The sequence below is a fragment of the Bifidobacterium sp. B4081 genome (assembly GCF_026537335.1).
In the GTDB taxonomy this organism is placed as follows: domain Bacteria; phylum Actinomycetota; class Actinomycetes; order Actinomycetales; family Bifidobacteriaceae; genus Bombiscardovia.
Map to the genome: position 1 here is coordinate 1 of NZ_JAFNMM010000004.1, position 21,419 is coordinate 21,419.

Genomic DNA, 21,419 nt, shown 5'->3' on the forward strand with positions numbered 1-21,419 from the left:
AGGGAGCGCGGCACCGTCGACAGCGACGAATAGAAGATCAGCATGTTATACCCCGTGAACTCCCACGTGTTGATGTTCCCGATCGCCGCCAGCAGCACCGACGGCTGCAGCACGTCCAAATGCGTGCCCAGCCACGCGTTCAACGAGCCCACCAGCCCGTACTTCGCCCCATACATGAACCCCCACACCAGCGCAGACACCACCGCCGGCACCGCATACGGCAGGAACGTCGAAATACGGAAGAACCGCATCCCATGCAGACGCAGCGAATCCAAGGCCAGGGCCATCAACGCCGCCAAACACAACATGACCGGCACCTGCACCACCGTGAACACCACCACCCGGCGCACCGACGACCAGAACTGCCCATCAGCCAACAGACGACGATAATTCGCCAAACCAACAAACACCGTCCCCCCCACCATACGATGCTGAAACAAGGAAATCCACACCGCATACACCACCGGCACCACAAACACCACCACAAACACCACCGCAAACGGCCCCATAAACAACCAACCACGCCAACGAGCAGCCGTCCGCGGACGCTGTGGCACCGATGCCGTATGACCGCTTGCGCTTACAACTCCCGTACCCATATCTTGACCCTTTTCAACAAACTCAAAACACCAACGCGGTTGGCCGTCTCTCGACAGAAATGTTTACATACAGACAAGCATTTCTGTCGAGAACGGCAAAATATTGTGTACGTATGCTAATGGCTATTTAACTGTGAAGCCCTGCTGACTTGCATATTTTTTCAAGCTATTCTGCCAATCGGTAATTGCTTGCTTAAAGGTAGATTGTCCATAATAAGCCTTAGATGCATAGTCGCCATAGATGCTGCTTGCATAAACATTAAACAGTATATTCTTGAAATTAGGATCGACATCTTTTGCTGCCTGCGACAATACTTCGTTGAACTTTTGCCCACCAAAGTACTCAACAGCCTTGCCGTCGCCTCCCTTGACGGATGTTGAATCCAAGAACTGCTTGTCCGCCAAAGTTTTGGTATCCGCAGGGAATGCCCCAGCTCCAACACGCAATTTAATAGCTTCACGGTCGTGAGAGGCATATTCTACGAATTTGTAGGCGGCATCAGCCTTGGAAGTCTTATCAATCACAGCCAGTACCGACCCACCATTTTCAGAATTATGCTTATCGCCTTCATGCAGCACAGGCATGGGAGCAACTCTCCATTTACCAGCGGCCTGCGGCGCCGAGGAGAGCAAATTCGGCGGCATCCAAGCCCCGATCAAAAGCGCCGCAGTAGAGCCATCTCCTAAGCTTCTATTCCATTCATCCGACCATACGGACAGCTTTTTGTTGACCAGATTTTCATCAGACATACGCTGCCAAAACTCCAAAAACCGCTGAGTCCCTTTATCAGTGGACAAATTAATCGTTATATTTTGCCCATCTTTTGAATAATCATATGGATGACCACCAAAGGCCCATATCATGGATTTGAAGAATCCAGCATCGCCAGAATCAGCCTCAATGTATGATCCAGCAGCCTTTACTTTCTTGGCTGCCTCATAATACTCGTCCCAGGTCTTCGGTGGTTCGTTCACGCCGGCCCTGTCAAAAACTTCCTTGTTGTAAAACATAGCCATGGGGCCAGAGTCCATCGGCAGCCCGTAAATACCACCATTAATGGCCGATGAAGCCCATGTTCCTTTTGTATAGTCATTCTTGAAATTGCTGGGAACATACTTACTGATATCTTTGACGATATGCTTAATCTGGAACTCGGGAAGATCTTCATAGCTGAATTGGGCTACATCAGGCAAACCCGAGCCAGCCTCCGAGGCATTATTCAATGCCTTGTACTGATCATTGCCAACCCCAACATTGACTAATTTGACTTTAATATTGGGATACTTGGCCTCAAACGGCTTTATTACAGTTTGATATGTCTTTTCCCAAGCCCAAACGGTAATTTCCGTAGGCCCTTCGGCATTTGATTTTCCTCCGGATTGAGAGCCGCCGCACGCAGCCAAACCCAATACCGACAACACAACTGTTCCACTCGTCAGTATCTTTTTTACCGATATCATTGTTCCTCCCGCAATCCAGCGGCAATCACATGACGCTTATATGAACGACATCACTTTTGACTTCACGAGGTAACTTCAACATCAACGTTGATTTGACGTTAAACCACACTTTAGCACTTGCCTGCTAATACGCAACTACGTCATCCGATTGAAACCACACTAAACAGCACACCTCATTAATGAGAACAAAGCCGATACAAGACACTAGCTTTCTATACAGAACAAACAGAGAATAACTAACCAATACCGTATTCTTTTAGCGGCAATCCAACAAAGGTATGCGTTATTTAGGCTGTCAACCTCTGAAGCCAGTCGCTCCAAGAAAACTCCTTGTCCTTAATTACAACGTTTGACTAAGTTGACTAAAAAGCAGACTTCCCGGCACACATAGGAATCTAGGGGGGGGGGGGGGGTAAACGACCTTGTGGACGTAGATAAGTCTGAAGACACTCAATATTTTCATATGGACCTGTGCCGGTATGATCTGATTGCGTTTTTCAACAAATCGGTCTTCTAAAAGTCTAAAAGACTGCGCTAAGCAAGATAGTGGCCAGCGCAAGGCTGATTCCCGTATCTTGCCCTTCGCTCATCAGGCGTGAATAATAGATTGCAAAAGCTGCCGAGGAAATGCCATCGTACATACTCGTACGTAAGCGATAGCGCCTAGTGCCAGATAGGATTCGAGATATAGGAAGGGGAACGATGGCTCAAACAGTACGTGTCAATGTTCCTCGCACCATTCTCGATTGGGTCATGTCCATAGGCGCCGAAGACCAACTAAGCGAGGGCCAACGTCAGAATATTGATGCTTGGAGACAGGGCACCAAACGCCCTACTGTCTCACAGCTGCATACCGTCAGCAACCAGTTGCGCGTGCCATTTGGTTATTTCTTCATGGATGAGCCCATTGATGATACGCCGCCTGTCTATGCCAAACGCACTATTGGCAGTCAGCAGTCACAAGGACATCCTTCCCGAGATCTTGTGGACACCATTGGCCAGATGACTGCCATTCAGGACTGGGCGAGACAAGACCGTATCGATAATGAAGGAACCCAACTGAAACAGGTGGGTTCCCGGACCATCAACGATGACAGCAACCTTATCGCAGAGGATATTCGTCAAGCTCTGAAGATTGATGAGCATTGGTATCGCAAATCCGGCCTGCATGACTCGGCCAAGGCTTTCAAACTGCTGCGCGAACGCGCTGAGGGCACCGGGATTCTCATCATGCAGAACGGAGTAGTCGGCAACAATACCAGTAGACCACTCGACCCCAAAGAATTTCGTGCTTTTGCGCTCATCGACCCATACGCCCCATTGATATTCATCAACAGGACCGACGAACCCGAAACCGCTCGCCTCTTCTCCCTGGTGCATGAGCTGGCACATGTTTGGCTGGGAGCAGATGAGTTATACAATGACACCGCCCTACCCACCGGAGTCACCAGGCTTGAACAGGTCTGCAATGAGGTAGGGGCAGCCATATTGCTGCCAGACGAAGACTTCCTGGAAACGTGGCAGAGCATTCCGGACGACACCACATTGGACGAACGGATGAAAAAGCTGAAGGCATGCTTCCCTGTTTCCCACACCACTTTGGCCCTTCATGCCCTGGAGCATAAGCTGATCAGCCAGGAAACCTTCCAGAAATGCAACCAGGCCGCCCAAACCTGGTCAAAAGGAACTGAAAATCAGCAGCACTCCGGAGGAGACTATTATAAAAACAAACTAAGCAGATTCGATTCTCGCTTTCTGGAAAGGATGGCGAGCAGCGTAGCCGAGGGCAGAACCACATATCTGGATGCTTATCGTCTCACTGGCACCAATGGTGATACTTTCTCCAAACTCATGAAGAGAGCCATCTCATGACGCAGCCACTCCTTATGAATCCGCTTTTTCTTATCGATGCAAACTGCCTGATTGAGCCCTACAACCGGTACTACAACCCTCAGTTCACTCTATCTGCACCGTTCTGGCAGCATCTACATAATTTGGTTAACTCGGGCCGAGTGGCAATCATCGACAAAGTTCGCGACGAGGTATACGGTCACAACTGCCCAGAAGTCGATACCTGGTTGGACGCCATAAACAGCTTACTGGTCATCTGCGAGGAAGAGGATGGCATTATACAAGCATATAGCGCAGTGCTCAATCAGGTCGCCAGACCTGAAAATGGATACAAATCCACAGCATTTCGTGAATGGGCTAACAAACAAATTGCCGACCCCTGGTTGATCGCTACGGCGAAATTTTACGGTGCCACTATCGTCACTTTCGAGCAAACCCAAGCTGAATCAGATCGCCCGTGGAAGCGTCCCAAGATTCCGACCGTCGCCTCCCAGCTTTCGATCAGCACCGAAAACCTATTCACCTTCATGCAGAACGATGGAGGCTTCTGAAGATTCAGACTGCAAAGCCTGTTTCATTTTCTCTCTCGCCTTCATCTCCAGACGCACCACCGCCTAGAGTAGATGTAAGGAAGCATCGCAGCATCAAGGTACCAAAGGAGCGGCCATCATGAGACCAATGTCGGACTACGTCAAGGATTTGCAGCACTCGGGCATGATCGCCCACGATCTGGACGAGACCATCGACTTCTACACCAACAAACTCGGGTTCGAGCTGGTCGGCATCTACCCCAACGGAGAGAACCGCTGCGCCTTCCTGCGCCTGGGCCACTTGACCATCGAGACCTGGGAGGGCGAACCTGCGCCCATGCGCACCGGAGCCATCAACCACTGGGCTCTGGACACGCCGGACATCGACGCCGCTTACGAGCACGCCCTGGAGATGGGGCTGAACATCAGGGAGGACTCCATCCAGTCCATCCCCACCTTCTGGCAGCACGGAATCCGCTACTTCAACGTCATCGGCCCCAACCAGGAAACCATCGAGTTCTGCCAGATTCTCTGAATGCCCGCTGCAAGCGGGCGCAACCGCAGCCACGAAGGTCTGGGCCCTGCCCCGTACGAACAATCCCATGCCAGCAATGAGGCCCATTTGCTGATCTCCCTGCAACGGAGCCAGCTGCTCATGCTGACTATCGGGAAAGTCGCTGTAGCCGGCGGCCTGCGCACCGTTTATGGCATCTTCGAAGAAGAGGGAGGGTGCCTCAAGTCCTGATCGGCCTCCCGCCGCATCGGTGGGCCTGGCTCCGTCCAAGACCTGGCTCTACTATGAAAGAGCGTATCCAACGATGGGTACCACAAATGAAAGGGGTTTCCATGACGAACATCAACATGGTCACAGTAGCCGGCGGTGGGGTGCTAGGCAGCCAGATCGCCTATCAATCGGCCTTCAAGGGCAAGAAGGTAACGGTCTACGACATCAACGACGAGGCTGTGGCGGCCGCCGAGGAGCGCGTCCGAAACCTCCGCGACCTCTATAAGAGGGACATCAATGCCACTGACGAGCAGTTCGATGCGGGTCTGAACAATCTGAGCTACAGCTCTGACCTGGCTGAAGCAGTCAAGGACGCCGACCTGGTCATCGAGGCCATCCCCGAGAAACCCTCCATCAAACATGATTTCTACCGGAGCCTGGCCAAGGCGGCCCCCGAGAAGACCATCTTCGCCAGCAACTCCTCCACCTACGTGCCCAGCACCTTCGCGGAGGACACCGGCCGACCAGACAAATTCCTGAACATGCACTTCGCCAACCAGATCTGGCTGATGAACACCGCTGAAATCATGGGCACCGATCAAACGGATCCGTCCGTCTACGACCAAATCGTTTCCTTTGCCCGGCAGATCGGCATGGTCCCCATCCAGCTGCACAAAGAGCAGCCCGGCTACGTACTCAACACGCTCCTGATGCCGCTCATGGGCGCCGCCGGCATGCTCTGGGCGCACGATGTGGCCGATCCCTATACCATCGACAAGACCTGGATGATCGCCACTGGCGCACCCAAGGGCCCCTTCGGCTTCTACGACATGGTCGGCCTCCGGACCGCCTACAACATCCTCTGCCAGCGCCAGAACGACAACCCTCAGGCCAGGCCCCTCCTGGACAAGCTCAAGGCCATGATCGACCAAGGAAAGCTGGGCGAGGAGACAGGCCAAGGCTTCTACCACTACCCTGACCCCGACTACCGGGACGCTGAATTCCTCAAATCCTGAATCAAATTCTGCCAGTGGGCCGCGAGGCCGGAGCACAGTCCTTCGCGGCCTACCACAGGGGACGTGGTAAGCTGTATATTTATGACATTTTTGTGAAAACCGCTAAAGGAAGAGGCAGACAGGGAAATCACAAGGCGGAAAAGACGAACAACGGCCTGGTGGCCGGAGAAGGAATAATGGCAGAGGACGATATAATTTCGGCCGCGGACAGCGGTCAGCACGAGCAGAAACGGCGCGATAAGCACACAGCCAAGAAGATCAAGAAACAGCAGGCCGCAGCAAAACGCAAGGCCCGCAAACAGAACCCCCGGCAGCATCGGGGCTGGAGCGAGCGCCTGCACCTGACCGACATCAACGTGGTGGACAGATCCACCCTCAAGCGGGCCATCGCCGGCACCGTAGTCGGTAACTTTATGGAATGGTACGACGTGGGGGTCTACGGCTACCTGGCAGTCACCATCGGCCGCGTCTTCCTATCCAACGCATCCGATGCCGTGCAACGGCTCTTCTCTTTGGGCGTCTTCGCTGTCACCTTCATCGCCCGTCCCCTGGGTGGCGTGGTCCTGGGCCAGCTGGGCGACAAGGTCGGCCGCCAGCGCATCCTGGCCTTCACCCTGCTGAGCATGTCAGCAGCCACCCTGCTGATCGGCCTCCTGCCCAGCTATGCGGCCGTCGGTCCCCTGGCACCCATCCTGCTCATCCTGCTCAAACTGATCCAAGGGTTCTCTACAGGCGGCGAGTACGCGGGCGCCTCGACCATGGTCACCGAATACTCACCTGACCGGCATCGCGGCTTTTTCGCTTCCCTGCTGGATGTAGGATCCTACTTGGGCTACGCTTTCGGGGCTGCTTTGGTCTCCCTGCTGGAATTCTCCATTTCCCCTCAGGCCATGCTGGCCTGGGGCTGGCGCATCCCCTTCATCATCGCTCTCCCACTGGCCGCCATCGCGGTCTACTTCCGGGCCAAGGTCCAGGACACGCCCGCCTTCCGCCAAGCTCAGGATGCCAGCGACGAGAAGACCAAGAGCCAGCACAAGGGCCTGTTGGATCTGATCCGGGGCTATTGGCGGGAGCTGCTCATGGCCTTCATCCTGGTGGCAGCGGCCAACACCCTGAGCTACACGCTGACCGCCTACATGCCCACCTACCTGTCAGGCACCCTGCACTACAACACGGCCCAGGCCAACCTGCTCTCCCTGCCGGTCCTGCTTATGGTGGCCTGCTGCATCCCCATTACCGGAGCCCTTTCCGATCGCTTCGGGCGCAAGAAGGTGCTGTTCATGGGAGCGCTGACCGGACTGTGCCTATCCCTGCCGGCCTTCCATCTGCTGGAGCGCGAGACCACGGGTGCCGTTTTCGGCGGATTGGTTTTGCTGGCCATCCCGGTTATCTTCTTCGTGGCCAACCTTGCCTCCACTTTGCCGGCCCTCTTCCCCACGGCCTCCCGTTACGGTGGCATGGGGCTGTCCTACAACCTGGCCGTAGCCGTCTTCGGCGGGACCGCGCCAGTCATCATGGAAGGGCTGGTGACCGCGACTGGCAAGTCCCTGGCACCTGCCTACTGGATCATGTTCACCTCAACCTGCGGTCTTATTACCGTGCTCTTCCTGGCGGAGACCGCCCGGCGCCCCATGCCCGGCACCTTGCCTACTGTGCTCAACCGACAGGAGGCACGCGACTTGGTGGCAACCCAGGACCGCAACCCCGACCTGGACGTGAAGACCATCATCAAGGATGCCGAAGAGAGCGGCGTGCGTAAGACGCCGAAAAAGCTGGCTGCCGAAACGCGCAAACTTCTGGGCATTCCCCGTTCCGGAGACAAGAACAAGAAATAACAGGTGCAGTCAAGTCGTATGAACGTCCAAGTTCTGTTTAGGTAACTCAGTCTGAGCTATATACAAGAGACCTTCTCGCCCTTTGAGAATAAGACAACGACTCGGCTACTCCGCCCACCGTCAACGTGTCGAGAATACGACAGGCACAGAATTCGGCCGGTGGCCCGAAGTAATTTTCATTTCTGACCACCGGCCATTTTCGATTCCATCACCACTTTCTTGCTGCAGTTCAAACAGAATACAGTCGGACTCCAAACTCATGGCTGAGCCTTACAGGATGGCCCGACGGATGCTCAGGATGGCTGAAGACACTGTCATAGCTGTTTGACGCCAGAACCTTTTTTTCTTCATCACACAAGGTCATATAGGCCGATAAATCGTCGCCGTCATTTTGCTGTAAAGCAATTGAGACCTCCTGTATCTGAACACTTGAAAAAGGCGCAAGTGAAATAGACGCATTCCCTTTGAGCACCTCGCGCCCTTGCAAATTCACGAATCTCCAAGTAATGGAGACCTGACTCAGATCTTTGGGGGAATCATTGACAACAACCAATCCAGAAACCTTCTTGCTGCACCTATTCAAGAAAACACCTATGGGTTGATTGATTCTGGCAACCGCCTCGTATGCAGGCTTCGGCTGCCCCCACCAATCCAACAGCCCGTAGAAGCTTTGCGGGCACAGGTCTATGAACATGAACTGTACATATCCCCAATTGGGTGCAGCTCTTTGACACCGATAGTGCTCGATGTAATACTTGAGCAGCTCAGTCTGATAACGTTGCAATGTTCCTGTCAAAGGCTCCAAGGCCGCTATACGCTCTGTCAACGTCCCGAGATTCCTCAAATTTTCAAAGTAGCCGGGGGCGTCGAAACCAAATTCTGTATTGAACTTCTCTTTCGTGCCGTCAATCAACGTATATGACGTGGGAGGAGTATCCAACGATCCCGTATAGTTGTGGGTGTCTCCGCTGGTCAGATCATCAGCGCAATACGAGCCTTTGATAACGGGACGAGTCGGGTCTGTTCGAGTGACCTCCCGATAGATGGCAGGGCCTGGACTCACTTGCATAGCCGTGCCCTGTGTGCCCTTCGGCACATCCACTACGCCTGGTTCATTAAGGCATATCCAGCTGAAAACACTGGCATGTCTATCAAGGGTTTTGACGGTACTGACAAACAACCGTACAAACGTTTCCGCCCACTCAGAAGTTCTGGGCTGGTTCCAATTGTATTCTGAATCCTGGATCACGGCAATGCCCATGCGGTCGCATAAATCGTACAATTCCGGCTTCTCGACATGCACATGCACCCGGATCAAGTTGAATCCAGCCACTTTGATAGCCTGCAAATCACGCAGGTACCGCATTCTGTGCATTCGAGATATATAGACATCAGGAAAATAGGATGTCCCACGCACATACAGGGGCTTTCCATTAAGCACGAACCGGGTTGTCGATTCATCACGATCAAGTTTGACATTCCGGAATCCGATCTTCCGGCTTTCCACCTGTTCGCCGTCCAAGCTCAATGTCATGTCATAGAGCTTCGGTTCTCCCAGATCCCAAGTGAACCAAGGCGTCACGCCATCAACGGCAGCTTTGAACTCGAAAGGTCCCTGGACCTGCTTATCCGCGTCAAGCAGCACACGGCCATCAACTGGATCCCGCACCAGGGTTCTCAGCACAGATGGATGATCATTACCGCAACCGAGTACTTTCCCTCTAACGATTATTCTTCCACGACCCTGATCATCCATCCACACGCTCAGGCGCGGATCTTCAGCCAGACAAGCAGACTCATGAATCGATAGGGTGACCTTGCCGTAAATGCCCACGGGATTCACGTCACGGGCTATAAGGCCGTCATCATGCTCATAGGTTCCTTTGACCAATCTCCTTTCAACCATATAGGTACGGTTCTCAACGTCATCATTCCTTATCTGCCTATCCCAAGGTGACCAGACCTTGACCATCAGGATATTCGTACCGGAGTGTATGATATTGCTGACATCAAAGACGAACGACTCACTGTAGCCCTCATGGGAGCCAAGGAGTTGCCCGTTCATCCACACCTTGCAAAAGTAATCGACATTGCTGAACCGCAGCAAAATCTTGTCGTCCGCCTCAGAATTATCAAGCTTAATGAGCCGACGATACCACCAAGGCGCCTGATTGAAATACCGCAGCCGGCGTCCCCAATAAGGCTGTTCATCCAACAGACACTGGAGATGCTCCAGAGCCGGCAACGGCTCCCACTCTGATATCTGCGGTCCGACCTGCGTACAGTCGCGATCCTCATAGAGTTTCAATTTTTCACCGACATCATTGACGTCCTGTAGAACGCTCCAATCATTACTGATGTCCAATTGCTTGTTCATTTTTTTCCTTAATTCTGTTCCCAGTGCCTTTACCCACGGACCGCTCCGGCCACCATGCCGGAAATAACCTGTCTATTCAGGAAGAAGTAGAGTATAAGGGTCGGAATCATAGACACAACTATTGCTGAGTATGTGGCTCCCAAGTCGGTCTGTCCATACATACCGACAAAGTCGTTCAAACCTATCGGGAGGGTTTTCATATCGCTGCGAACCATAAAGGTGTTGGCAAATACGAATTCATTCCAGATGAAGACAAAGTTGTAGGTCGCCACAGTCACAGTGGTGTTGCGGGAAAGCGGCATGACGATCTTCGAAAAGATCTGCCAGGTTCCGGCTCCATCGATACGAGCGGCCTCCAGTAACGAATCCGGTATCTCCTTCATGAATCCTGCATACAGATAGACGCACATCGGCAGATTGAAAGCCAATTGCGGAATGATAAGGGCCAGATAGGTGTCCGTAATGCCGATTTTGTTAAACACTTCGAACAGAGGCAGCAAAGCTGCGAATGAAGGCACCAGAAGTCCTACCAGCAAATAGGAAAGCACCTTATCCGCACCCCGAAACCGCAACTTTTCAATGGCAAACGCCGCAGGGGCTCCGACCATGACGGTGACCAGAATGGTCAGCACGGCAACGATCGTGCTGTTAATCAAATATCGCAGTAGACCCGACGTGGCAAAGGCTCTCACGTAATTACCCAGATACAGACCCTTAGGCAGTTGATAAGCCAAGGTATCTGCGAGCTCATCGGGGCTTTTCAACGAAGAGAGCGTGACCCAAAGAATCGGGTATATCTGCACCAGAACGAAAACTGCGATAATCGCATATACCAATCCCCTGGTTTTCCTGCCTGGCTTCGTAGTCATGCTTTGTCCCCTCTCCCGAACAGGCGGCGCAGAATAAGAAGCGTTACCAGGCACTCCACCGCTAGGAAGATGCTGATGGCGCTACCGTAGCCAAAATTCCCGGATATGAAGATTGTCTTGTACAGGTAGGTAGACACCAGCTCGCTGGACGAACCAGGTCCGCCTCCAGTAAGCACATAGGAGACATCGAACCCCTTCAAGCATCCAGAAACCAACATCACCAACGTCACCTCCAAGACCGCTCTGATTAGAGGCACCCTTATGTAGATGAGCTGTTGCCACCAATTGCAGCCGTCGATCAGTGCCGCTTCCAGCACTTCGGCATCGACTGACTCCAGAGCTGCATAGTAGATGACCATGTATATGCCGGCGAACTTATAAGCATCGATAAGCGTCACCAACACGAGGGCCCAGTGGGGATCCGAGAGCAGAGCGTGAGGGGCCAGCCCGAACAGACTGCCTACCGCCGGCACAACCCCCGGCGGATTGACAGCCAGCATCTGGGCGAAGATCTGGCTGACAGCAACTGAGGAAATGACGCACGGAATGAAATAAACCGTTCTGATGATGGTCCGAAATCGGTCAATGCACAAGACCAACAGGGCCATCACCAAACCCATAAGCATCTGAACGCAGGTACCTAGAAGGGTGAAGAAAATGGTGTTGAGGAAAGCCGCGCGGAACACCTTGTCGGTCAGCATCAGTTTGAAATTCGCCAAGCCCGAGAATCGCATGGCTCCTATCCCATTCCAGTCAAACAGACTCGCGCCGAACGACCAGATGATAGGGACAACCACTATGAGCGTAAAGATGATGACCGCAGGCAGGTAATAGGGCCACGCCGCTACCGAACTGATGGCCCTGTTCCCCCTGGACGGATGACCCGGCCAGGACCGCCTCCGACGCACCATCCGTGGCGGGATGGAATCCACTGGATTAGATCTTTGCATATCCGCCTTCACTTGGCCTTGTTGTATTGAGCGATGGCTTTGTCGACATTGGCCGCAAACTCATCCGTTGAGGTATTGTCCACTAGCAGGCTTTGGCACTGTCGTCCAAGTACACTGACCGTATTTGCATCAAGTTGCACATCCCAAACTTGTGCATAATCGTTGACCTTGGCTATGTCAGACAGGACGTCCTGATATATGCGGGGGGTCTTGACGCTGCCTTTGGGCTTGACCGAAGGAATGACCCGATAATCGTTCAAAGCCACATCACCGTATTTGTCAAATAGGTATTTGAGAAAATCCTTCAGCTGGGGAGTTAGCTTGCCCTTGCTGACGGCAGTACCGATGCCCGAATTGGCAAAGAAGTCCGTGGGCGCAGTCTTGTCTCCTTTACCAAGCATGGGGAGGCGGAAATAACCGATGTCCGATTTCAGATTGCCGGAATCGTCAACGTATGACGGAAGATTCCAAGTACCGTCATACGTTATCGCAGCACGCTTGCTCTTGAACAGATTCAAGGTGGCGGTGGCATCCGAATTCGTGAAGCCAGGCTGGAAATATGCTGACATCTTTTGGAGGAAGGCAATTCCAGCTTGACCAGTTGGACTGGCCATAGATTCCTTTCCGACCTTGAGCTTGGCCAAGAACTCATTGCCGGTTTCCCTGTATGGAATCATCCCCAGGAACCTATAAAAAGGCCACTGGTCCTTGCCATCAAGAGCGATCGGAATAACGCCCGTGTCCTTAAGCTTCTGAAGGTCAGTCAGCAACTCGTCAAAGGTCTTAGGTTCCTCTGCAATTCCTGCTTTGCGGAAGGCGTCTTTGTTGTACCAAAAGTATTCCGCATTAGCGTTGAAAGTCATTAAGTGCAGGCTGCCGTCAGCCATTGTCGGGTATTTGGTGGATATGTGATAAAAGCGATTGGTTACGCCAATGTCCTTGTAGAGTTTTCCAATATCTTCAGCACGACCGTCCTTGACAAGCTTGGCGAAGTACGGATCGGGATCGGCATCCCATAACTCCGGCAAACGGTTACTGGATGCCAGCACTTTCAACTTTTGGTTATATGAAGGTCGATCAGAGATGTTCTGGAACTCCAGCTTAAAACCCTGATGCGACTTCGCGTACTCATCAGCGATCTGCTTGATTGCTTTTATGCTTCCTTCACTGGCGGGCCTCGCACTGAGCCAAGTGATGGTACCCGACCGTTGCGAAGAACCGCACCCCCCAAAACCAAATAAGGATAGGACAGCCACTGCACAGGTGCATGCCCTCTTGGCGAATGATAGTTTCATGGTCTCTCCTTCATTGGACGTAACCAACGCCACCTCATAGTGACTATATGTCAACGTTGTCTGACAACGTTGACATATGTAAAACTATACTAATTACAGACCGTTGTCAATTCACGGGGGACAATGCTAGATATGACACAGAACAGTGGCAATGCGAACAGCCACCCCACGATCAAGGACGTGGCGGCCCTTGCACAAGTCGCGCCAAAGACGGTATCCCGCGTGATCAATGAAGAGCCTTATGTATCTTCGACAACCAAGGAGCGAGTCCTTTCGGCCATTAAGGAACTGCACTATCGGCCCGACGTGCATGCAGCCGATCTGAAACGTGGCAAAAGCCACAGCAGAACCCTCGGGGTTCTGCTGGGAGCCAGACCCAATCCCTTCTCCTCATCGGTGCACTGGTCCATTGACAGCGTCGCCGTGCAGCACTCCAGCCTGGTTCTGGCCTCGGCGTTGACCGGTAATCAAGACAGGGACTCCAATACCGTGGACGAAATGCTGAGCCGGCGGATAGACGGACTGATCCTGGTCACAGCCGCTAGCTCGCAGGACTACCTGATTCCCGAAATGCGTCGTGGACTGGCCGTCGTCTTTGCCGACAGCACCTCTATGGGATTACCTTCAGACACCGTCATGTCTGACAACTATGCCGGTGCAATCAGTGGAACCCGAGCGCTTTTATCCATTGGGCACAGGAACATGGCCTACCTAGGGGCCAAGAAAAACGTGTATACCGTAAGCCAGCGGAGAAAAGGCTTCCTCGCTGCCATCAAGGAGAGCTATCTGCCGATGGACAATATTGACCTCGTTGACGACATGGATGAACGCAAAGCATACACCGTCACATGCAGACTGTTAGACCGGGCACGAGCCAAACGGCCTACCGCGATCTTTGCAGGACAGAACCTTATCGCTCGAGGTGTGATTCGCGCCCTAAGAACAAGAGGATTGGAAAAGAGCATAGCAATCATCAGCTTCGATGACGCCGATATGTTTGACATGCTTGATCCCGGAATCACGGTCATCAAGCAGAATCCTGAGAACATCGGCCGAATAGCCGCAAACATGGCGTTCGAACGCATCGATGGCTTAACTGCCGAACCCCGCCACATCCTGCTTCCTACTGAATTGATCGCCAGAGGTTCAGGCGAGATACCTCCGAGGCAGTAAATCACTTCGTTAACAGCAAAAGGCTGCAGGGCCCGGCACCATTAGAAAGATGCCATCATCGCCCACCGCCTCCAGATATAACTTGACCCAACAAAATTAACCTGATAATATTCTTGTATTGTCAATAATAAACGTTTAGGATTCGATGATGAAACACACTGGCGTTACCTTGAAGGACATTGCGGACGAGCTGAACCTTTCCGTGTATGCCGTGTCAAGGGCCATCAACGACCTAAGCGGGGTCTCCAAAACCACACGTGCCGCCGTACTGAAAGTCGCTAAAGAAAAGGGCTACATTCCCAACGTCAATGCCAGGGATCTGCGCAAGGGACTTCACCACTCGGTCAGTCTCCTTACAGCAGGAATGTCAAATCCCTACTACCTGGATCTGATTAGCGGAATCGAGAGCATATTCCAAATACGGGGCGAAAACCTGCTCATATCAGACATCGCCATTGACGGCCACTACTCAGAGTCCGCCGAGAGCCTGCTGCTCCAGCATGTCTTGGAAACGCGACCCGGAGGGATAATATCAACCCTGGGACTGAGCGATTCGTCCCGGCAGCGGCTGCGGGAGTGGAAGATGCCTGTAGTCTTCGTCGATTCGACTCCTGGATCAACTCACGAGGACTTCTCCTATGTCACAACAGATAACAAGGATGCCTCGAACAAACTGGGGAGCCATCTGGCGGGGCATCACTTCAAGCGATGGCTGTTGGTCATCTACCCATCGGTCTGGAACAGCCGATATATCAGAGAATCAGGGCTCCGCCAAGCAGCTGCGCGATGCGGAGCCGCCATCCGTGTTCTAGAATGCGGCAACGATCAGTTCTCCACACGGAAAGCACTCGACGGGTTTTTGGATCATGACAAATTCCAGCCCGATGTCATTATCGCCGGCAACAACCCAATACTGCTGGGGATCATGACTTCCCTGCAGGCAAGGGCAATTGAAGTTCCCGATGATTTGGCACTAGTGGCGTTCGACGACTTCATATGGTCCGATCTGCTAAAACCGCGCATCACCCTGGTTGCGGAAGACAGCTATGGAATCGGCGCCAAGGCCGCTGAACACATTCTTGCACTGATTGATCAGAAACAAGACAGAAAAGGAGGTGACGACGATTCGAAACCGGATGGGAAACCGCAAATGACGATGGGGCCCATCCATCAAACGATTGAAGCATCACTGAAGATCAGAGAATCGTGCGGTTGCAGGTATCCAACGGGGGCCGCCTGACCGTTTTGCGAAAGGTAAATTAATTATGAGATCCAAGAAAATCGTCACTGCGATGGTGGCAATTCTGGCCGCATCGCTCGCTCTAACCGGCTGCAGCAATGGCGACGAAGACAGACAGTCTGCACCAAAACGCACAGAAATCAAAAGCATTGGCCTGATGGTCCAAGATATGTCGAATCCCTTCTTCTCCTCCATGGACAAGGAAGCAAAAAAGGAGGCAAAACGAATCGGGGCACGTCTGAACGTTCAGGATGCCCAACTCGATTTGGCTACCCAAGATAACCAAATCTCTGCTTTCATCGAGCAGAACGTGGATCTGATTATCGTATCCGCCGTCGATGAAAGCGGCCTGCAACCGGCAATCAAGAGAGCTAGAGACGCGGGCATAATCGTTGTGGCTGTTGACACCCCAGCCAAAGGAGCTGATGCGATCGTGACAACCGATGGCGTACAGGCTGGGCAACTTTCCTGCTCTTACCTCTCAGAGAAGCTGGGAGGCAAAGGTAACATCCTAATCGTTGATGGAACACCCATTCAAACCATCACTGATAGGATCAAAGGCTGCAAGCAAGCGCTCAAGAAATACCCTGGAATCAAAGTGGCAGCCCAGCAGGCCTCAAAGAACGATAGAGCCACAGGGTTGACAGTGACCACTGATATGCTCACCGCCAACAAGGACGTGCAGGGCATCTTCGGCATGAACGACCCCTCTGCCCTCGGGGCAGCCCTGGCTGTGGAACAAGCCGGGCGGCAGGGCCAGATCATCGTCACAGGCATCGATGCCAGCCCACAAGGAGTGGACGAGCTCAAGCGGGCAGGTTCGCCTTTCATTGGTGCAGCAACCCAGAATCCAAGGGCCATGGTTGATCAGGCCGTGAAGTTCGCCCAAGACAAGGTCAAAGGAAAGACACCCAAGAAAACGACCATCCTGATTCCCAGCGAAATGATCACTCGCGATAACGTCAACAAGTACAAAGGGTGGTGAGCATGTCTGAGAATAAAGCCGCCTTATTAGAGCTGCGGAACATCTGCAAGAGCTTTTCGGGTGTAACAGTCCTTGACAATGTCAGCCTAAACCTTTATGACCATGAGGTTCTGGCTCTAATGGGTGAAAACGGAGCAGGAAAATCGACACTGATGAACATCCTGTCAGGCAACCTCAGCCTCGATTCCGGTTCCATTGCCATCGAAGGCGAGCCTGTTGAAATCCGAACCCCCAAGCAGGCAACGGATCAAGGCATTGCCATCATCCATCAGGAGCTCAATGTCGTGCCAACCATGACTGTCGCCGAAAACCTGGCCTTGGGTCAAGAGCCAAAGACGCGGTACGGTCTGATAGACAAAAAGCGCCTCAAGGATGAAGCCAGAAGCAAGCTTGAGGTCATCAAGGCGGACATCGATCCAAATACGGAGTTGGGCAAACTAGGCATCGGCGAACAGCAAATGGTCGAAATAGCCAAGGCCCTCGCCCAGAAGGCCCGAATACTCATTCTGGACGAGCCCACTGCTTCCCTATCGAAAGCCGAATCTGAGCAGCTGTTCACCCTGATCAGTACTCTTCGCGACGAGGGCACTGGACTGATCTACATCTCGCACCGCATGGAGGAAGTCTGGCGTCTGGCTGATCGAATTACCGTGCTCCGTGATGGCCAGACTGTGTTGGCCGACAAGCTCTCCCAGGTCGACCAATCTCAGGTCGTATCCAAAATGGTCGGCAGAAAGGTTGAAAAACTCTATGAGCACGATGCCCGACAGAAAGGCGCCGAGGTTCTGAGGGTCGAAAATCTCAGAATCAAGGAAGACGACCAGCCTGTATCATTCAACGTCCACGCCGGCGAAGTTGTGGGCATGTCCGGGCTGGTCGGCGCCGGAAGGACAGAAATGGCGCGTGCCATAATTGGCGCCGACCGCTGCGCCTCCATCAGCGTCCGGCTTCAGGGGAACAAGGTTCTTTTCCACTCTCCAAAATCGGCAATTAATCATGGAGTAGCCTACCTGCCGGAGAGCCGAAAGACCCAGAGCATCTTCCCCGTCATGAGCGTCGAAGAAAATATCGCCATCTCATCACTGGATCAGTTCCAATATCTGCATCTTCTACGCAAGGGCAAGATGCGGGCATCCGTTCGGAACATCATGCAGGAGGTCAACATCGACCAGACCATGGAGCATACCGAGATCAACAATTTGTCCGGTGGCAATCAGCAGAAGGCCGTTCTAGCCCGATGGCTGCTCAAGAAATCGGACTTGCTCATCCTTGACGAGCCAACCCGAGGGGTAGATGTGGGCGCCAAACAGGAGATATATGGCTTGATCAATTCCCTCGCAAAAGCAGGGAAGGCAATCTTGATGATTTCCTCTGATCTACCTGAGGTATTGGGAGTCAGTGATCGGATTCTAGTGGTCCGGCAGAACGAGGTGGTGGCCAATATTCCAGCATCAGAAGCGTCTGAGGAAAACGTAATGTCGTATGCCACCGGGGTGAGCAAGCCGCAGTTGCTCGACTGACTTATAAGACAGCAAACACATGGTTCCGATCCACCGTCCGTATGCATCGTTCGGGAAACCGGCAACCGTAACTTGAAACATGAAAGAAGCATTATGAAAGGCAAAAACGTCAATATTGCGGCAATCTGGGAGAAGGTTGGCATGCCCTTCGTCCTCTTGCTGCTCATACTCTTCATGCTGGTAAAGGCGCCAAATTTTGGCACGCTGAGCAATTTGTTCAACGTAGCCAGGGCCATATCCATCAACGCCATTCTGGCGGCAGGCATGACGCTGGTGATCATCACGGCCGGCATCGACCTCTCTGTGGGCTCGACAATCGCTGTCAGCGGATGTGTGGCTGTACTGGCAGCCCGCTCAGGCATGAATCCTTTGATTGCCGTATCCCTTGGCATCATCGTTGGGGCAATAGCGGGACTCGTCAATGGATTGCTGATTGCCTATTGCAACCTGGCCGCTTTCATCGTCACTCTCGGGACTATGACATTCCTGAGAGGACTGGCATACACGATCACCGGCGGACTGCCTATTGTTGACAACAATCTGTCTTTTAGAGCTATCGGCAACGGATATATCTGGCACATCCCGATCCCCTTCATCATCATGATCGTCGTATACCTGGTCATGTGGGTGGTCCTGGACAAAACACGGTATGGAGCTCATGTCTACGCAGTAGGAGGCAATCCAGAAGCCGCCCGGCTGGCAGGCATCAATGTCAAGTCAGTCCTTATGTCCGTCTACCTGATCGCCGGGCTATGCGCCGGTCTGGCAGGCTGCATTTTCGCCGCCAGGGTCGTATCGGCACAGCCGACGGCTGGCAATGGCTATGAAATGGATGCCATCGCTGCAACGGTACTCGGCGGCACCTCACTCGCTGGAGGCAAAGGACGCATATCAGGCACTGTCATCGGTTCGGTCATCTTCGGAGTCTTAACAACCGGTCTCGTGCTGATGAATGTGCCATTCTTCACTCAGCAGCTGATCAAAGGCGTAGTCATCATCATTGCAGTCCTGATTGATGGAATGAAACAGAATTCCTTCTCATTCTCCTTCCTAAGGAGAAGAGCGGCCAGCATAGACGCATAAGGAGGCAACAGCCATGAGTATATCCGCACGCTATCAGATTCACTATTCCGGACCAGCACACTCGGGCCCCAGACCGATTCGGATACGTCTGCCCAGCTCAATCAACCAGCCGATTCTGACTGCTCAAGTCGAGCAAGAAGGTGCTGTCCCCTTTCAACGCCTGGCTGGGGAGGGCACGCCCGAAAACTCGGTCTATCTGGGCATAGTAGAACCGCATGACGACCAAATTATAGTCTTTGACGATTCATCATATGAGCCGGAAAGCGCAACTAGGCCCACATCCGGATCGTCTGAAGCCACCGGAGGTATCAGGTCAATACATTCAGTTCACGAGCGTGATGCCGTATGCAGGCTGGATACCGGATACTTCGATCTCGAACTATGCAGAGGCACAGGATCAGGAGAAGGCGCATCCAAGTGGGGAATTCGGCACTTCATGAGCAAGGAGGAGCAAGTCGACCTGCTTAAGAGCGGCAACAACGCCCTAGGCGGTTTCTATGGGCCATTCTTCACCCCTGAGAATGGGCTCGTCAACCCGACTGAACATATGGTGGCACACGTAACGGTTGAAGAATGCGGACCGGTCATGCACCGCTATTTGCTCAGCGGACGCATCCCGGATGGTCTCCGTCCAGAGCTACGCGGCAAATCCTTCTCGGTTGAATTTACTTTCTACCGTGATGTCGACTTTTTCGACCGCCGATACCAAGTGGATCACTTTGAAACTGAAGTCAACGGGCGCTGTGCTCTGGATCGCATCACAGTCGGGGATGAATTTGAAAGCGGCGAAGGAGGACTGGTCTTTGACCGCTTTGATTCCTATAACCGCACCCCTTACAGAGAAGGCGATCCCTATGCAGCCCTGTTGAAGCAAGAGGTGGCTTCCATCATCAACGAGGCCAAGAACCAGGAAAACCACCAGGAAGAACCAGCAAGATTCGCATACTTCCGCAATCTTCTGGACAGGGATTTGACCAATGCACACTGGGATTTGTACTGGCGGCTGTTCTCATACTGGGAGCACGCTCTCACCGATGCACAGATACGAGAGCATCTGGCTCAGGTGACCGACCAGGCACATGTGGCCGCCGATGCAAATGAACGTCCATGGCACATGCCAAGTCAGGCAATTGATGTCTCATCCCTGCAAGACCAAACCATCTTCCCCGGGGCCGCTGATTGCACTGCAGAATTCAACAGCAGCAACGGGCGATGCATGATCTGGCTGACATCACAACCATCAGGCGGCTTTCAGATCGTCCAACGGCCACAGTCTGGCTGGGTTAACTGGGGAACCAATACAGAGAATGAATCTCCAGCCCTGCCCGTAGGTACTCGGATCCGCACCATCTATGGTAACTATGCTCAATCTTGGCGGGAAAGAGCTGATTTGGAGACTCAGACAAACATACAAGTCCAGAAGCAAGCCTCCTGACTAAATCATCCGGTCCGTCAGGCCGGACGGACCGGATGATTGACCAGATCCCGCTCGATCCAGGCCATGACCAGACTGGCCAGGGCATCAACCTCTGCATCGGTCAGAGCCCGGCCTCGCGGAATACGATGCCAGCGCTCGATGCACCCCCGGCAGCAGGTGGCCGTAGCATGCTGGGCTGTGAAGACCGGATGCCCGCGGTAGGGGGTCTGCTTGCCGTCCTTCAAAGGGTGGGCAGGCCCCACACGCTTGGCCAGCATCTCATGGGCGTGGCGGTCGATGGTATCCCTGCCCTTGGCACGGGCGTAGGCGCGATCCTTGGCCGATAAAGAGAATCCAGCGCGGAAGCGCGAATGCCCCAACCTGGCAAGCGTGTCCTGAATCCAGGCCTCATCTGCCCGGGCCGACGCTGATCCGCTACTGGTCATTTCCTGCTCGCCTCCATGTTCAGCCTTACCAAAGAGTCTGTACCCAGG

The 21,419-nt window shown here is 53.2% G+C and carries 19 protein-coding genes; 12 read left to right on the plus strand and 7 right to left on the minus strand.

What is annotated here, in order from left to right:
- Together J3T92_RS07400 and J3T92_RS07405 are read right to left on the minus strand one after the other, a co-directional pair.
- The coding region (locus tag J3T92_RS07400; RefSeq protein WP_416378911.1) for a carbohydrate ABC transporter permease at window positions 1-509 on the minus strand (509 nt) is incomplete at its 3' end.
- Window positions 510-722: 213 nt separating this feature from the next.
- The gene (locus tag J3T92_RS07405; protein ID WP_267400809.1) at window positions 723-2,060 is read right to left on the minus strand and encodes an ABC transporter substrate-binding protein; all 1,338 of its coding nucleotides are present in this window, start codon (window positions 2,058-2,060) and stop codon (window positions 723-725) included.
- A 702-nt stretch (window positions 2,061-2,762) separates the two neighbouring features.
- Here J3T92_RS07405 and J3T92_RS07410 point away from each other — a divergent pair.
- The 6 genes from J3T92_RS07410 (at window position 2,763) to J3T92_RS07435 (ending at window position 8,016) form a co-directional block, all read left to right on the plus strand.
- Complete coding sequence (locus tag J3T92_RS07410) at window positions 2,763-3,932, plus strand: ImmA/IrrE family metallo-endopeptidase (RefSeq protein ID WP_267400810.1); 1,170 nt, start codon at window positions 2,763-2,765, stop codon at window positions 3,930-3,932.
- Entirely contained in the window at window positions 3,929-4,462 is a 534-nt protein-coding gene (locus tag J3T92_RS07415) for a DUF4411 family protein (RefSeq protein ID WP_220236504.1), read from the plus strand. Before J3T92_RS07410 ends, J3T92_RS07415 begins: the two co-directional genes overlap by 4 nt.
- Window positions 4,463-4,580: 118 nt before the next feature.
- Window positions 4,581-4,976, plus strand: a complete 396-nt coding sequence (locus J3T92_RS07420) for a VOC family protein (protein WP_220236505.1) — start codon at window positions 4,581-4,583, stop codon at window positions 4,974-4,976.
- A complete protein-coding gene (locus tag J3T92_RS07425; protein ID WP_267400812.1) occupies window positions 4,977-5,186 on the plus strand; it encodes a hypothetical protein in 210 nt (69 codons plus the stop codon).
- An 86-nt stretch (window positions 5,187-5,272) separates the two neighbouring features.
- Window positions 5,273-6,181, plus strand: a complete 909-nt coding sequence (locus tag J3T92_RS07430) for a 3-hydroxyacyl-CoA dehydrogenase (RefSeq protein ID WP_267400929.1) — start codon at window positions 5,273-5,275, stop codon at window positions 6,179-6,181.
- A gap of 176 nt (window positions 6,182-6,357) precedes the next feature.
- Complete coding sequence (locus J3T92_RS07435; RefSeq protein WP_267400813.1) at window positions 6,358-8,016, plus strand: MFS transporter; 1,659 nt, start codon at window positions 6,358-6,360, stop codon at window positions 8,014-8,016.
- 229 nt (window positions 8,017-8,245) lie between these two features.
- On the opposite strand, the gene J3T92_RS07440 is transcribed toward J3T92_RS07435, so the two are convergent.
- Genes J3T92_RS07440 through J3T92_RS07455 form a run of 4 tightly spaced genes read right to left on the minus strand, consistent with a single transcriptional unit; the run spans window position 8,246 to window position 13,507 of the window.
- Window positions 8,246-10,393, minus strand: coding sequence for a beta-mannosidase (locus J3T92_RS07440; protein ID WP_267400814.1), 2,148 nt, complete (start codon window positions 10,391-10,393; stop codon window positions 8,246-8,248).
- A 29-nt stretch (window positions 10,394-10,422) separates the two neighbouring features.
- Window positions 10,423-11,262, minus strand: coding sequence for a carbohydrate ABC transporter permease (locus tag J3T92_RS07445; protein ID WP_024627049.1), 840 nt, complete (start codon window positions 11,260-11,262; stop codon window positions 10,423-10,425).
- Entirely contained in the window at window positions 11,259-12,212 is a 954-nt protein-coding gene (locus J3T92_RS07450) for a carbohydrate ABC transporter permease (RefSeq protein ID WP_267400815.1), read from the minus strand. Before J3T92_RS07450 ends, J3T92_RS07445 begins: the two co-directional genes overlap by 4 nt.
- Window positions 12,213-12,220: 8 nt before the next feature.
- Window positions 12,221-13,507: an ABC transporter substrate-binding protein gene (locus tag J3T92_RS07455; protein ID WP_267400816.1), complete on the minus strand. Its 1,287-nt coding sequence runs from the start codon at window positions 13,505-13,507 to the stop codon at window positions 12,221-12,223.
- Window positions 13,508-13,639: 132 nt separating this feature from the next.
- On the opposite strand from J3T92_RS07455, the gene J3T92_RS07460 reads away from it, so the two are divergent.
- From J3T92_RS07460 to J3T92_RS07485, 6 genes are all read left to right on the plus strand, one after another.
- Complete coding sequence (locus tag J3T92_RS07460) at window positions 13,640-14,680, plus strand: LacI family DNA-binding transcriptional regulator (RefSeq protein WP_267400817.1); 1,041 nt, start codon at window positions 13,640-13,642, stop codon at window positions 14,678-14,680.
- A 145-nt stretch (window positions 14,681-14,825) separates the two neighbouring features.
- On the plus strand, window positions 14,826-15,920 hold the full coding sequence (locus J3T92_RS07465) for a LacI family DNA-binding transcriptional regulator (protein WP_267400818.1): 1,095 nt from the start codon (window positions 14,826-14,828) through the stop codon (window positions 15,918-15,920).
- Window positions 15,921-15,945: 25 nt separating this feature from the next.
- Window positions 15,946-16,905, plus strand: a complete 960-nt coding sequence (locus J3T92_RS07470) for an ABC transporter substrate-binding protein (RefSeq protein WP_267400820.1) — start codon at window positions 15,946-15,948, stop codon at window positions 16,903-16,905.
- A 2-nt stretch (window positions 16,906-16,907) separates the two neighbouring features.
- Window positions 16,908-18,425 carry a sugar ABC transporter ATP-binding protein gene (locus J3T92_RS07475; RefSeq protein ID WP_267400822.1) on the plus strand — a complete coding sequence of 506 codons (1,518 nt, stop codon included), beginning with the start codon at window positions 16,908-16,910 and terminating at the stop codon, window positions 18,423-18,425.
- Window positions 18,426-18,518: 93 nt separating this feature from the next.
- On the plus strand, window positions 18,519-19,508 hold the full coding sequence (locus J3T92_RS07480; RefSeq protein ID WP_267400823.1) for an ABC transporter permease: 990 nt from the start codon (window positions 18,519-18,521) through the stop codon (window positions 19,506-19,508).
- Between the two features lie 436 nt (window positions 19,509-19,944).
- Window positions 19,945-20,943 (plus strand): hypothetical protein, encoded by a 999-nt coding sequence (locus J3T92_RS07485; protein ID WP_267400825.1) that lies wholly within the window; start codon window positions 19,945-19,947, stop codon window positions 20,941-20,943.
- Window positions 20,944-20,960: 17 nt separating this feature from the next.
- Here the strand turns inward: J3T92_RS07485 and J3T92_RS07490 are convergent, their stop codons facing one another.
- A complete protein-coding gene (locus J3T92_RS07490) occupies window positions 20,961-21,371 on the minus strand; it encodes a DUF4186 domain-containing protein (protein WP_267400827.1) in 411 nt (136 codons plus the stop codon).
- Between the last annotated feature and the right edge of the window lie 48 nt (window positions 21,372-21,419).